Consider the following 15,362-nt stretch of genomic DNA (forward strand, 5'->3'; position numbering starts at 1 on the left):
GTCATATACTTAGGGCTTTTTTTGGCTGTATTTTCTTTATATAGATTGCTTTATATGAGCTTCTTTGTATAAGTTTATCAATATATTTTTTCATATCTATGTGCATATTAGAAAAATGAGTAACGATAATGGCTTATTTCATACGCGCTATTAGATTGTCTTTTTTGATAAATTGATGATATAGGGCTGCACCAATATGAAGTGCCGTAAAACCAATAATCATAGGCCAGATGATATCAGTATGTATATCATTATAAAAACGTGCCAAACTTCTATCAGGAGTCACAAAAACAGGTATCTGAAATAGCCCAAAGATGTCGACAGGGCGTCCACCGTATACAGACATGAGTAGACCAGCAAGCGGCATAGCGATCAAAATGGCATAGAGGGCAAAGTGGGAAAACTTAGAGACCAGTGACTGCCACTTTGGCATTGGTACTGATGGTGGTGCTTTAACAAACAGGCGATTGATGACTCGTGCAATCATCCAAAATAATAAACTTATCCCGAACGATTTGTGAAGTCCGATGTATAAGCTGCCATCGAGATTCTCGTATAGCAACATCATAATCCACGTGACCAACAGCAAAAGCGCACTGATCCAATGAAATATGCGACTACTAAGAGACCATTTTGATACGTTAGAATTATTCATGAGCGGCTCTATTGTCTTTATCTTTATTATAAGTTATTACTACTCAATATTATAAATAGGATGGCTACCCCTCACAAGATAAAAAACAACCGATATGTCAAGCTGTAGCGATAAAATGATAAACACCTTAACGCTAAACGAGCATTTAACTGTCTAAATTAGCCAAGTTATGCGCGATTTTATCTAAATCTGGTACTAGGTACGTCTTATCACCAATCATGACCGTTTGATATAAATAAGAGAGCACGATGTCTTCATTAGACTGCCCCTCCAAGACGTCAGTACTGCTATTCAACATCTGCTTAGGAATATCAACATCTTTAACATCAGAGATACGAGCTTGTAACTGCTGCAGCTCACCTGCTGTTTGTAGAGCAAAACGATGTTCAGCTGTATTGCCTTCTAACACAATAATTCGCTCTGGCACCTCATCTTTCGACAACAAATGAAACACAGGCAGCGCTTGCTGTTGCCAGTCATATATAGTGGTGCGTTCTTGATGATCCTCTACGCTCAAAATTAGAGCGCTTGGAATAATCCAGTCAGGCTGGTTAGATGCTGGCACGATAGTGACTTCAAGCATACCATTGTTCGTGGTCAGTAGACTTACCGCTTCAAACGAATGTTTTAAAATTTGTTTCATACGTCGCTCACAATCAGTTAGCGTGAATGGCTTGCTGCCTTTCACCAATATAATCAGACAGTTTTTGTGCCAACTCTTTGGGGCTGCCAATAAAGCTACAGTATCCTGAGTCGATAATGGCTTGGGGTTGGCTTGGACACGCACTTAGAGCAGGATCTTGTGCCCATAGTTGGCTATTATTATCTTGAATTAGGTCGAGATACTGAGAACCATCGTTACCCATACCTGAAAAGACAATATTTATCAGCTCGTTACCGTAAGCATCGCTAGCATTTTTGATAAGCTGACCAATGGCAGGTTTATATTCACCGCTCCACCCCTGCTCTAGTAGTATCACCCGACCTGTCGAGTCGCAGACAATCTGCTTATCAATAGGGGCTATAAGGCACTGCCCTGCTCTCAAACGTTGTGAGGAAGCAACTACCTCACAGCCCCAATCATTATGGCGATTGAGTATGCGGGGTAATGTACCAATCATCGTCTGATTAAAGTGATGCGCCAATAAGATACAAACTGGTAGGGTGGCTGGTACATTATCCAAAAACTCTTTTACCGCGCTAGGTCCACCCATAGAGGCTCCTAGAAACACGACATACTCCCAGTCCATTTCGGTGACGTCACTTTTACGGACTGGCGTATCTAATAGCGCCGGTAATGCCAGTAGTTGTGCAAACTTACGTTTTAGTTTTCGTTGCCATTTGGCATATTGCTGTGCCTCATTGAGATAAGGGGCTTGACTAAAGCCCACCAGCACAGCTGCTGGTTTAGATACTAACGTTGCTGTTGCGACACTGTCATCGTAGTCACTATCTATCAGCCAAATATCAACAGGTATATTAGACAGCTCACTTTTTTCTTGCCACTGCACTCGTGACACACATCCTATAAGCGTGAAACCGCAACTACGCACGGTATCCGAAAAAGCCACACGCTGGCGATGATCTTCTGCCACCACCAGCACTTTGATATCACTTTTGTTTTTCTCTCGCAGTGCTAAAACACGTGCATTATCCTTCATTAGTCAGGCTTGCCTCTTTACCTAGCAATTTCTGTATTTTTTCAAGCAGCTCTTTTTCTTGGAATGGCTTACCCATATAGTCATTCACACCAATCTCTAATGCACGCTCACGATGCTTCTCACCCGTACGTGATGTGATCATTATAATTGGAATATGCTGCAATCGACCATTGTGTCTGACTTGGGTTGCAACCTCAAAACCATCCATACGCGGCATTTCAATATCTAGCAAGATCATATCTGGCGTCGTGTCTTGTAGTATCTCAAGCGCATCAATACCATCTTTTGCGACTGCCACATTGAAGCCTTGACGCTCTAAGAAGCGTGAGGTCACTTTGCGTACGGTAACAGAGTCATCGACTACTAGAACAGTCGATTTGGACTCTATGCGTCCTCGTTTAGCATTCGCGGACTTTAAGGTGTTTTTGCCCAATTGTGCATTACGCATTAAAGCAATCAAATCTAAGATAAGCATCACTGAGCCATCGCCCATAATTGTAGCGGCCGAGATACCTGGTATATTCGATAACTGCTGTCCCAAAGGCTTCACAACCACTTCAATACGTGACCCTGCAATCTGATCGACCTGTAGAGCAATATTCTGCCCTGTACGGTTTTTGATGATGATCAGCGGTAGGCTGGTATTGGTATTCACCACCAGCTCATTTAGCTTATTGCCTGATAAAATCTCATTTAAATAACGTACTCGGTAATCAGTATCTTCAAAGTTTAGCGTCGCATCATTTGATTGATAGTAATCATAGAGCTTTTCTGGGTTGACACGTACCACACGCTCGATCTGTACCAATGGTATGGCATAGTAACGATCTGCTGCACGTACCACCAATGCATCAGATACTGCCACCGTCAATGGTAAGCGCATTGTAAAGCTAGAACCTTTACCAAGCTCCGATACCACTGAAACCGAACCGCCCAGTTGGCGAATTTCACTGATTACAACATCCATGCCAACACCGCGACCAGAGATCTGTGTCACTTGCTTACTAGTACTTAAGCCTGCATTAAAGATGTATTGCATGATATCTAGATCAGAGAGACTGTCATCGTCTGCATCGATAAGACCTTGAGAGATTGCTTTATTGCGGACTGCCTCTACATCGATGCCGCGACCATCATCCGATAGCTGAATAACGATCTCGCCACCTTCTCGGTGTACCTCGAGAGTAATACGTCCACTACGCTCCTTGCCTGCTTTCAATCGCGTCGACGTCGTTTCAATACCATGATCGACCGCATTTCGTAGCATGTGCTCAAGTGGCGAGGTAATACGCTCTAGAATGGTTCTGTCCATCTCGTCATCAGCGTTGATGATTGTTAGATCGACGGATTTGTTCAACTCATTGGCTGTCTGACGTACAATACGCTCAAGACGAGGTGTCAAACGCGTAAATGGAACCATACGCGAATTCATCAATCCATCTTGTAATTCGGTCTGTGTTCGTGAAAGCTGTAGCAACAGACCTTCACTATCACGGGTCTTTTCTAATAGCGTATGGTTAATGTCCACCAAATCCGAAGCCGACTCTGTCAAAGATTTAGACAGCTGGTTCAATGATGAGTACTGATCCATTTCTAGAGGATCAAAGTCTTCATTGTTAATCAACTCCTCATCTATCTGGGACAAAATTTGAGCTTCAAGCTCGATCTCCATACGGCGTAACTGATCTGCCAGTCGCTGTACTGTGGTACCCATCTCTTCGATACTATTGGTTAAGCTACTGATGCCCATATCAATACGCGCACGGTTAATCGCTGACTCACCAGATAAGTTAATCATGTGCTCGATCAGCCCGCCTGAGATACGAATCATCTCATTGTCATTGGCGTTTTCATCTTCGTCGTTAGTACTTCTAAGCATAGAAGGCATTTCGCCGATATCTTTGGCAAGATACTGAGAGTCTTGGTTTTCTTTAGCAATCAAAATTGCTTCGCGCTGAGACTGTAGCGACTCTTTAGGTATTTGTTTGAGACTATCAGGGTTTTTACCGAACTGCTCTAATGCCCCAATCAGCAATGTAGGCGTTGGTGGATTGACCTGTTGTTGAAGAATAAATACGGCATCAGCGAGCCAGTCATGACTGGCTACTAAGAGCTCTAGAACTTTTTTGGTCGCTGGACGGCGATTACTGACAAAGTCTGTATACACTGATTCCATCTCGTGAGCTAAATCTGCGATACCAGAGGCTGTCACCATTCGCGCACCGCCCTTGATGGTATGCAAATCACGCTGGAGTGCTTGTAACGCTATAGTATTGCCTGTATCTTTTAAGAACAAATGCAGATACTTATTTCGATTGGTTAGCTCTTCAGCTTCTTCCAAGAATACTGCTAGTATATCTGGATCAGGTAGCCCATTAGCCCATGACTGCTTAATCATCGTCTCTAGACTTACGGTCTCTAACACTTCGGTACCAGTATCAACATCAACCACTGGAGCGGCAACAGCTGGCTCAAAATGATTATTTGGAACTGGTATGATTAGCTCCACTGTTTCTGGTAAGCTTGGTGCTTTTTCAAATGCTCTTAATTGCTCAATGAGCTCTGAGGTAAAGAAAGATTTTTTGTGACTGACGATATGCATGACCTGCAATGACATCGTGTCTTGCACCATTTGCATAATCTCAAGCCACTGTGCAGTCGGCGCTCGTCTGTTTTCTACAAAAGACTCATACACACTTTCTGCTTCGTGGGTAAGATCGCCAATACTGCGGATACCCGCCATACGTGCCCCACCTTTGATGGTGTGCAAGTGACGCTGCAAGACTTTGAGTGCGTTGATATTGGTGATATCGTCACGCCACTTATTAAAGCTTTCATCTAGCGCATTATCAAGCTCCTGCGCCTCTTCTAAGAATATCTCTAATAGCTCAATGTCGGTATCAATTGTCTCAAACTGTAGCTCAGGCGCTGCAGTAGTACGAACTGTAAAGCTACTATCTGCATCTTCGAGACTATTATCACTTTGATAGATACTCTGTAGCTCGTCGATGACCTGCTGGTCGATCTTCAATGAAGTACTACCGGCCAAGGCATCAAATAGCCCTACTAGCTGAGCATGACCAGCGTGCAGCGTCGCCTGAATATCTTTGTCACCTGCTCTATCGATATTGTCATTTAGATAGCTATATACATTACCTAGCTCATTTAGAACCGTCACAAACTTCGGAAATGCCTGCGCCTTATTAGAGAGAGCGTCTATCTGTAAGATTTGCTGAGCTATATAATCTTGAGTATGCGCGACTTCTGTATGATTCAAGGCATCATCTAATTCCCATTCAGCATCCAATAGCGTGTCAATATTACTATCCAGCAACTCTTCTATCGTCGGTTTATCATCAGAGATCACTGCCGTATCACTGATAATGTATTGCTCACCAAGCATGGCTTGCAATGATGCTATGTCTTGCTGACTTTGCGAGTCTTCTACGGCCACGCTATGCTGTTCTAGGTTCTGTTTGTAACTATTTAAGTACCCATCTATCAATGTAGAAGATTGGGCCAAAGCTTCTAGATGCTGAGTATTCATAGGAATATCTTGCTGTTGTAACAGCTCTAGACTATGCTCTATCGTTGCACCCACTTCACTGATGGCCGCTAAAGCACTTGAGCCAGAAGCACCGCGTAGGGTATGGAATGCACGTACGATATCATCTGTTATCTCAATACGGTACTGATCTTGATTGTCGCTGACAAACTGATCGATATGATGAAGTAGCTCTTCTGCTTCATCAATAAATATCTTACAAAATGCTCTTTCCTCTTCACTTTGAGGCGTTAGAACGACAGCGGCTTCTGCCATTTTTTCGTTGACAGAATTGATCGTCTGTAGCGTGGTATCCATCGCGCCATCATTATCATCAACATTATAGTGAACAGTAGTTTCATCTGAGTCCGATACCAGTATCGGCTCTTGAATGGCTTCAGTTTTCAGACTCTCACTTGCTTGTTCAGGGCTCGTAGTTATTTGCTCATACAAGTTAGAATAGCTGAATTCATCGCCATGCTGCTTACTATAGGCATTAGCACAAGCAATCCACAACGGTGTTACGGCTGGATAATTTTGGCTATTATCTTCAAAGGCGGTTAGCATCTTAGGATACGTACTCAACACATCTGAAATCAGCTGACGCATCTCACCTGAGGCGACAACACTATGATCCAGTACGCGATTGAGCATATTTTCTATTGCCCACGCCAGCTCGGCAGTATAGTTTGCCCCTACCATGCGACCAGACCCTTTTAGCGTATGGAAGCCGCGGCGGATATCTTTTAAACCATCTAAATCAGATAACGATAGCTGCCACTGTTCGTATAGTGGAACGATTTCCTCTAATACCTCATTGGCTTCTTCTAAGAATATTTCTTTAATATCAGGATCTGCATCATTTGCATCAGCTGGTAGCTGCGTCGCCTCTTGCATGAATGGGATAAGTACGGGCGGAATCTCTAAATCAGATAATGATGTCAGCATATTATTACTTTCAGAGCTCGATAGTTCGTCATTACCGCCTATTGAGAGTAACGTATCCAGCTCTATGTCATCCATCATAGCAGAGTTGTTTATATCAGATTCAGCTTCTGTTTCAGTGCTTTCTATCTTGGCACTCTCTATCTCAGTAGCTTCTGTTTTAACTTCTGCCTCAAACACAGTAAGACCTGCATTGATAGGCTGCTGCGTCATCAAATTACTACTTTGTAGAATCGTAATCGCAGGATCGTAACTTGGCGGTTGTTGATCTTCAAAATCGGTTACTAAAGCTGGTAGACGTTTTGCAGTATCAATGACTAAATTGACGACCTCATCTGTTACAGGCAAGGTCTTATCTAACAGACGATTGAGTAGATTTTCGATTGACCATGCCATCTCACTAATACTAAAGGCGCCAACCATACGACCAGACCCTTTTAGCGTATGGAAACCGCGACGCACTTCAGTTAATGGTGTTAAGTCTTGTGAGTCTTGCTGCCAGATAGGAAGGAAGTCTTCTAGATCGGCAATTACCTCTGTGACTTCTTCAATAAAAATATCACGAATATCTGCATCGATATCAAAGTTATCAGGCTTGACCTGCTCACGAGCATGTATCAATGCATCACTACTCTCTGTATCAGCAGTGGCATTTGCACTGGTATCCACTATAGCCTGTGCTAACACTGGCTCATCATTTTCATCAGCAGGCGCAATCTCACCACTATCATCATAACGAACAACATCCATTGCTACTGATGCTTGCATTGGCCACGTCTCACTGACTGTGTCTGGTGCTTCTATGTGAGCATTCAAAAGCTGAGTAGCTCTCATCGTATACTCATTAGCTTGTGTCAGCAGCTTTTGATCAAAGACTTGCTGCGCTAGGTAATCTAGTAAGAGCTCAATAGAAGTCAAACCCTCAGCCAATGCTTGAGTCAAGTCCCAGCTAAGTACTGTGACATCGCCGGTGCGTAATTGCGCAAATATATGACCTATATCATTAATAGTCTGTCTAACGTCTGACAACCCCATATTCTCGAAAGCTTGAGCTATATTGTCAAACTCAGCAATCTCTGGCAATAACTGAACCGTTTGACGTTGTAGGTACTCATTGAATTTTTGTTTGATATTTTCAACGGCAATACGTAGCTCACGTAATTCACTATCGGTAGAGACCGATTTAGGTTCGCCCTCTAACTGCTTTTCGGTACTATAAGAAGCTTCAGGTATTGTAGCAAAAGAAGCAGCGTCACCGATTTTGAGCGATATAGTCTGTTCAATATCATAGATATCGTTATACAACTCTTGTAGCTTACGCTCAATTTGTAATTGTTCTTGCGCAGCATCTGTCTCTGAAAAGATAACTTGTTCTAAATCGGCAATGATTGATTCAGCTTGCGAGACATACTGTGTCCAACCTCGACTCTCAAGCTGGTTCTTCATATATTTTAGAGGGTTTATTAGAGTAACTGGCTGGTCCAAATCAAAAATGAGCGTCTCAAGCTCACTGAGCATTTGCGGTAAGAAACGTGATATCGGCGGTATGCTCTGTGATACATTATCAAGAACAGACTGAGTGCGATCGCTACTCGTTACTAAGTAGCTGAGCTCAATGTAGACAGTCGTAATTAAGCTTTTGACAAAGCTTGAGGATAAAGTCACTGATTGACCATAAGACTCTATAACATGATCCAACTGACTGAGAAGTTGTGCATAACTTTCAGGTAATGGCGTGTCGTTGTGCGCAAGATCATTTAGCCACAATTGAGTCAAGTACCAAAGACGTTGTAGCTCTCTATCTTGAGTCGTCTGCCAGAGATATTGAACTACTTTTTCTAGAACGCTCAGTACTGATGGCTGATTCACATTAGCAGTCAATAACTTCTGTACTTGCTGTCGCCATACTAATAACAGTTGCTGATATTGCTGATCAACTAAACGGGTTGTAACTTCAGTAATGGGTACTGTCACTTCAATACTTTTGATAATACTGTCGTCAATATCACCATTACCTAAATATTCATGCTGAGCATCAGTATCATCGACAATGAGCTCTGTTGCTATACCTCTTTGAGACAGTACCTGCGTCAGCTCATAAGCAGCTTTGTCTATTACAGCAACGTGATAATTGCCTGTACGCGTATAGTAATTCAACTCACGCTGCAGCAGCTTATGAGAAAATTGTCCTATCCGGCAGTCTTTACTAGAGAAGCTGTCATCGTCTCCTAAGCTCGCAAGCAAACCCAGCTTATTAGCAAGACCTGCTAATAGAGGAAGACGAACCATAATCAATGCACCACTTATCTGATGATAGTACGATATCATCTGCTCATAGCTAGCGATATCAGCCTCTAATTGCCAGCCATCAGATATCTGTGATAACTGCTGATCAAACAGTGGCAACAACCACTCAAGCGTCACTATGTCATTGGGCTGGTTTTTCATAGGTTTATCCTAACTCGTCTAGGCACTAATTTAGGCACTGATTTTTTGCCACACATTAACCTGTGGGTGCGCAATACGGCGCATATTTGAAGGACGCCAAAACAACGCCTCACCTGGAGCCAATATAATATAACCCGCTAACGCACACTGCTCTGAGAGCCGTGCCAAAATATCACGCTGATCAAACTTACGAAAATATAGCAGCATATTTTGACAGATGATCACATTTTGAAGATGCGAAGTGGGAGATTGTTGTTCAATGATGTTATGCACAGCAAAATTAACATACGGTTTTAAGACTGATGCTATCTGCCAGCTGGACTGGGTACTATTTGACATGTTTGACTGATCAGCTATGCCACCTGTGTTCAGCCTACGACTTATACTCTTAGTAGTTATAGGCTGAACGAACTGCTGACACCGCTCAGGTATTAAAGACTGCTGCCGTTTGTCATATTGTGCTAAACGTGCGTCTATAATCGCCTGTTCACTCACGTCGGTTCCCAATATACAGTAGTTTGACAACTGTTCTGCTGACAGACTCATAGCTAAAGACCATGCTTCTTGTCCACTTGCACAGCCAACGCTCCAAATACGAAATGGGCTATCTACTTCATTTGCATTTTGATGCTGTAATGCATATTTTGTGACAAAATCTATGGAAGGCTTGTGCCGAAAAAATCGACTTTCGTGAATCAAAACTTTGTCTAAAAATTGCTGACGCAGTTCACTATTTTTTGGCAGCTGAATCCATAGCTGCTCGAGGGTCAGTCCATTTGATATTGCCGTACATTCAATTGCATTGATCAACCACTGCAGCTGCATGTCTGGGAGTACAAAGCCAATCTCGTGCTCTATGTACTTTTGCCATTGACCCGCATCAAAACGACCTGATTGCCTCAGAGCTTCGCTCAATGCAAATTCAGCGTTATTGACTGGAGCTCTGTCTGGTTGAGTACGATTGTTCACGTCACCTGCTATGATTGCTGCTGTACATCATCATAGCCTGTACAGCATTTTAGTTAATAGTCTCATCGAGGGAGCGCTATATGAAGCAGCGACGCTCTAATGCTAACAACAAATGATTAAACAGTTTCTGATAATACTTCTTCAGAATTCATCATGTCATCATCTAACAATGCATCATCATCTGATACTTTAAAACCAGTAACCGATTCCTGTAGGGCTGCAGCCATTTCACTCAACTCACCAATAGAACGTGCGGTTGCCATCGTACCAGACGATGTTTGTGAGGTGATGTCCTGAATAATATTCATGGTGTGAGAGATGTGTCCAGCAGACTCAGCCTGCTGTAATGCAGCGTTTGAGATACTTTGAATCAAGTCAGCCAACGTATTAGAAACGCTCTGTACTTCTTCTAGTGCCTCACCTGCATCTTTTGCAAGACGTGCACCGCGTACTACTTCAGAAGTTGTTGATTCCATCGACATAACAGCTTCGTTAGTATCTGCCTGAATGGTTTTTACCAATGTTTCAATCTGTTTGGTCGCGTTTGCTGAACGCTCAGCCAGACGCTGAACCTCATCAGCAACAACAGCGAAACCTCGTCCCGCTTCCCCTGCCATCGATGCCTGAATGGCAGCATTCAATGCCAAAACGTTGGTCTGATCTGCAATATCGTTGATTAGACCAACGATATCACCAATCTCTTGCGAAGACTCACCCAAACGTTTGATACGTTTTGATGTTTCTTGAATCTGATCACGAATAACGTTCATACCTTCAATCGAACGCTGTACAACCGCAGCTCCATTATGCGAGATAGCAACTGAACGCTGAGCAACGGTTGCAGACTCTGCAGCGTTGTTCGAAACTTGGTCAATTGATACGGTCATCTCGTTAATCGCAGCTGATACACCTGCAATCTCTTGCGCTTGATGCTCAGAGGCTTCGGCCAACTCAACCGCATTCATCTGGGTTTGATCTGAGGACTGTGATACACGATCAGCGGTACTGTTAATAACCAAGACCAATTGGCGTAGTTGGTCAATTGCAAAGTTTACCGAATCAGCAATGGCGCCAGTAAAATCTTCTGATACCGTAGCATTGACGGTCAAATCACCCTCTGCCAAGTCACCCAATTCATCAAGTAGACGTAGAATAGCGATCTGGTTACGTTCGTTTTCTTCTTGAATCTGACGAGCGCGTTCAGACTCTGCTTCTGCTTCTTGACGACGACGTAACGTCTCTTTTTCAATAAGCAAACGCTCTGAACCACCGCGCTGCTTAAGCAACTGATACGAGGCAAACATAATACCTAGGGCACCAACCGCAAATATCACGGCTGGTAAGATAACAGACTGATTGAAGCTGCCAAAATACTGACTCACTGATGATAGCGAATTGATCAGCCAGATCAGGCAGGCTATGCTCAATAAAACGAAAAACCCTAATAACAGCTTCCATGTATTATTAGCATCTTTACCGTCCGCTGTTGTATTACTCATACCAGCTACAGGTTTTCTTATAACATCACTCATCTTGCATATCCCTTTCAAACAATCGTCAAAGTCTTATCGTGACTGACTTTGACAATCTTATTGTTATCAAAACAATGATTAGCAAAGCCTGTATAAATGCTGACATTTCACTAAATCGTGTCAGTCGCTATTAATCTGCCATTACTTCACAGACAGGTATTCTATTGTCGATTACTATATTGCAGCATCTGAATATTGTAGATCCTGTGCAAGCAAGCTTGGCATGAAGACATACCACTCTTGCTCTTCTTTCAAAAACTTACCATGGTTATAAGGCGCAAATGGTGAATTAGGATCAATCGCTTCTGGGCGGTACTGATCCTGAGTAAACTGCTCAATACCGAGCACTTGATCGACCAGTAGTCCTGAAAAACTATTATCATGGTCAACAACCATAACTTTTCGCTGGCTTAACTGAGACAGTCGACTCGGAACTTGCAAAAAATGTGACAAATCCGTGAGCGGTAACAAACGTCCACGGATATTGGCAATACCTAGCATCCAAGGCTTTACTAGAGGTAAGCTTGTGTATTCTGGCATGGACAACACCTCTGATACCTGACCCATAGGGGCAACCAAGCGTTGCCCACCAATTTCAAATACCACACCCTGCCAATCAAATGCTTGACCACCGCGGCGACCACTTTTACGCGCACGTGCCAAATCTGCTATACGCAGAAGCTCAATAAATCCTCTAGAAGCCACAAGTTACTCCATCACTTTGCGAATCATATTGACCAATCCATTTTCGTCAACTGGTTTACTCATATACTCTTTAGCGCCTTGGCGTTTGCCCCAAACTCTATCGGTTTCCTGATTTTTGGTACTGATCATAATGACAGGAATATGCGCGGTTGTTTTGCCACGAGTAATCTTTCGCGTGGCTTGAAAGCCGTTCATCTCAGGCATAACCACATCCATCAAAATAACATCTGGCAAATGATCAGCGGCCATTTGACAGCCTTGCTCGCCGTTTGAAGCTTCTAGTACTTGAAAATTATTTTTGGCAAGCATGTCGCGAAATTTCGCCATTTCTGATGGCGAGTCGTCAATGACTAAAACTGTAGCCATAGGGATTTCCTTTATTTCTAAGATATCCATGAGGATATATTGTTGAAGTAAAACGATTGAAAACAATACCCAAAATTTATTGGTGGTATATTTTTTATCATAATTACTCAAAAATTGAGCAATCACTTCCAATCTTAACAATCATTACGGTTAAGTCTAGCTATACCTGACTAGCGGTACTGATTGATAGCATCAAAAAGCTCATCTTTACTAAATGGCTTGGTCAAATACTCATCAGACCCGACAATACGACCACGTGCTTTATCAAACAAACCATCTTTAGACGACAACATAATTACAGGCTTATTGGCGTAATCTGGGTTATTTTTTATCAATGCGCAAGTCTGATAACCATCCAAACGAGGCATCATAATATCGACAAAAATAATGTCTGGATTATTATCAACAATTTTTGCTAAAGCATCAAAACCATCAATAGCAGTTACTACTTCACAGCCTGCCTTTTGTAACAAGGTTTCTGCGGTACGGCGAATGGTTTTTGAGTCATCAATTACCATCACTTTTAGGCCATCAAAATTATTTTCCATTATCATTATCCTATGAACAACTATTTATACGTAACGCTCTTCTGTCTATACAAAGTCTTAACCATTAATCTCAGACCGTAACGACAGTCAGCATTAAAACGATACAGAAGATTAAGCATATATCAAAACTTATTCTGACAGCGGCTATTTTTTATCAGTGTCTGCCCATCAAACACAGCGTCAACATGGGTTACTATACGCACTTTGCAATTAATAAGCTCACATAATCGAGCGTTATTCTTAGTATATTGGGCTTGTCACCCTACTCTTGTTTGTGGATATCAATCAAACTCATGTAAGCGCTGAAGACACTTGGGCATATTTTTAGGCATATTTTAAAATCAATCATCGCCAAAGCAAAGTAATCAAATCAATGTAGTAAACAAATTTACGATACTTTTGCATTATATAGAATCAATAGCCACATTGCTGAATAATTTGCATTTGTGATAAAAATGTATCAGTGTATTTCTTTATGTTTGTTTTAGCACAGTTATTAACCCTTTTCCAGTTATTCACGAATTAATATTCAGACTATTGAGTCTTAAAAACATCTGTTCTTATCTGATAAATGAATAACTTTTGTTGCTGATCTGGCAAAAGGGCTTAACCTACTTAAGTTTGGTAAGTAGGCTGCACTCATTCCACCACGTGACAATTCACTATATAATAAGGTAATGACTATAATGGTAACTGCTATGACAGCCTATAAACATTCGAAAAAAAGCCTATACTTGCTTGGTGCTTTATTGCTCGCTGCTTGTCAGCCATCACCATCCAATAGTGAGCCAGTCGCTGCTGAAAATGAAGCCGCTATAGATACGCCGCTTGTCATTACCAGTGATAGCGTCACCATGACACCAGATCATATACTCAGTGTAAAGCCTTCACGATATCAGCCAAGTCTTGGTCTGCAAGGTAATATCGAGCCTATTAAACAGACCTCATTTGTGGCAGTACATCCTATAACCATCGAAGAAACCTTAGTCAGTGAAGGTCAATGGGTAGAGAAAGGGTCACCGCTGCTTGTTTTTAGGCGTGCAGGTACTGCTAAAGATGTAGCATCTACAGATGATTCTATAGACAACGATACAGCAGCTACTGAAACCAAAGAGTCAACGCTAGCAGACAAACAGCAAGCAAATGCAAGTGCCAAAGCTGTACAGCCAACTAAAGATAAAGATATTGCGGTCGCAAAAGAAACTACCAATGATATAAAGTCACCAGCAACAGACTTAGTAACCGCAAAAGCTGACGATGGTGCTAATAGCAATAGCACTAACAGTAGCGGATCTACCAACAATGAATCCGATAGCAACAACGTAGAGAGTAGCGCCGCAACACCAAGTGGACAATACAATTTGATTACCATACATGCCAGCTTCTCAGGTCGCGTAGAAAACCTAAATGCGAAAGCTGGGCAAAAGATGGCAGCGCGCGCGTCTTTATTGCAACTTAGTGATGAAACAAAACTGCATTTTGCAGCGACCCTGCCTATCCAAGCAGAACCTCAGCTTTCAGTGGGTCAAACCGTTAACTTTACGGTCGAGAGTATGACTGATAAATTTACTGGACAAGTCAGCAAACTGGTCTCAACCAGTCAACCAAAAAAGCTCTTGGTTTATGTTAACGTCATTGACAATGAAGCCAGTCGTGACAAACTACTGCCAGAGATGAAAGTCACTGGGCGAGTCAACTACGGACAAATAGATGTCGGTACAATCGTACCCAAGCGCGCTTTGCATGACGTTGATTTAACAGAGCTACAAAAGCCGCCATATATGCCACTTAGACCGTTGGCTGCTAATGTTTGGGTTATTGGGCAAGACCAGCGCTTAACACGCCAGCCTATTGAGGTTGTTGAATATGATCCGAATACCCAGCAGTATTTAATCGCTGGGGTGAGTAACGATAGTTTGATTTGTTTGGCTGATTTACCTGTTGATTCTGAAGGGAAAAAAGTCATCGTGTCATAGCAGCTTACCTTGA

9 protein-coding genes and 1 pseudogene are annotated in these 15,362 nt (G+C 42.4%); 1 reads left to right on the forward strand and 9 read right to left on the reverse strand.

The window, feature by feature from the left end; translation table 11 throughout:
* Positions 1–133: 133 nt before the first annotated feature.
* The 9 genes and pseudogenes from AC5JPY_RS05740 to pilG form a co-directional block, all read right to left on the reverse strand.
* The gene (locus AC5JPY_RS05740; RefSeq protein ID WP_443525653.1) at positions 134–655 is read right to left on the reverse strand and encodes a cytochrome b; all 522 of its coding nucleotides are present in this window, start codon (positions 653–655) and stop codon (positions 134–136) included.
* A 145-nt stretch (positions 656–800) separates the two neighbouring features.
* Positions 801–1,298 carry a hypothetical protein gene (locus AC5JPY_RS05745; protein WP_443525652.1) on the reverse strand — a complete coding sequence of 166 codons (498 nt, stop codon included), beginning with the start codon at positions 1,296–1,298 and terminating at the stop codon, positions 801–803.
* 13 nt (positions 1,299–1,311) lie between these two features.
* Positions 1,312–2,316: a chemotaxis protein CheB gene (locus AC5JPY_RS05750; RefSeq protein ID WP_443525651.1), complete on the reverse strand. Its 1,005-nt coding sequence runs from the start codon at positions 2,314–2,316 to the stop codon at positions 1,312–1,314.
* Positions 2,306–9,253, reverse strand: a complete 6,948-nt coding sequence (locus AC5JPY_RS05755) for an Hpt domain-containing protein (RefSeq protein WP_493852312.1) — start codon at positions 9,251–9,253, stop codon at positions 2,306–2,308. Before AC5JPY_RS05755 ends, AC5JPY_RS05750 begins: the two co-directional genes overlap by 11 nt.
* A 30-nt stretch (positions 9,254–9,283) precedes the next feature.
* Complete coding sequence (locus AC5JPY_RS05760; protein ID WP_443525649.1) at positions 9,284–10,222, reverse strand: CheR family methyltransferase; 939 nt, start codon at positions 10,220–10,222, stop codon at positions 9,284–9,286.
* A gap of 116 nt (positions 10,223–10,338) precedes the next feature.
* A pseudogene (locus AC5JPY_RS05765) lies at positions 10,339–11,400 on the reverse strand (methyl-accepting chemotaxis protein); the annotation flags it as partial.
* Positions 11,401–11,928: 528 nt separating this feature from the next.
* Complete coding sequence (locus AC5JPY_RS05770; protein ID WP_443525647.1) at positions 11,929–12,459, reverse strand: chemotaxis protein CheW; 531 nt, start codon at positions 12,457–12,459, stop codon at positions 11,929–11,931.
* Positions 12,460–12,462: 3 nt separating this feature from the next.
* Positions 12,463–12,825, reverse strand: coding sequence for a response regulator (locus AC5JPY_RS05775; RefSeq protein WP_319050912.1), 363 nt, complete (start codon positions 12,823–12,825; stop codon positions 12,463–12,465).
* A 170-nt stretch (positions 12,826–12,995) separates the two neighbouring features.
* Entirely contained in the window at positions 12,996–13,373 is a 378-nt protein-coding gene (pilG, locus tag AC5JPY_RS05780) for a twitching motility response regulator PilG (protein ID WP_114701589.1), read from the reverse strand.
* Between the two features lie 698 nt (positions 13,374–14,071).
* Between pilG and AC5JPY_RS05785 the strand changes: the two genes are divergently transcribed.
* Positions 14,072–15,349: an efflux RND transporter periplasmic adaptor subunit gene (locus AC5JPY_RS05785; RefSeq protein WP_443525646.1), complete on the forward strand. Its 1,278-nt coding sequence runs from the start codon at positions 14,072–14,074 to the stop codon at positions 15,347–15,349.
* Positions 15,350–15,362 lie beyond the last annotated feature (13 nt).

It is taken from the genome of Psychrobacter sp. H27, from assembly GCF_059072655.1.

Bases quoted from the DNA above. Each gene is read 5' to 3' on its own strand.
- AC5JPY_RS05740 (WP_443525653.1), bottom strand. From the start codon at position 655: ATGAATAATTCTAACGTATCAAAATGGTCTCTTAGTAGTCGCATATTT.
- AC5JPY_RS05745 (WP_443525652.1), bottom strand. From the start codon at position 1,298: ATGAAACAAATTTTAAAACATTCGTTTGAAGCGGTAAGTCTACTGACC.
- AC5JPY_RS05750 (WP_443525651.1), bottom strand. From the start codon at position 2,316: ATGAAGGATAATGCACGTGTTTTAGCACTGCGAGAGAAAAACAAAAGT.
- AC5JPY_RS05755 (WP_493852312.1), bottom strand. From the start codon at position 9,253: ATGAAAAACCAGCCCAATGACATAGTGACGCTTGAGTGGTTGTTGCCA.
- AC5JPY_RS05775 (WP_319050912.1), bottom strand. From the start codon at position 12,825: ATGGCTACAGTTTTAGTCATTGACGACTCGCCATCAGAAATGGCGAAA.
- pilG (WP_114701589.1), bottom strand. From the start codon at position 13,373: ATGGAAAATAATTTTGATGGCCTAAAAGTGATGGTAATTGATGACTCA.
- AC5JPY_RS05785 (WP_443525646.1), top strand. From the start codon at position 14,072: ATGACAGCCTATAAACATTCGAAAAAAAGCCTATACTTGCTTGGTGCT.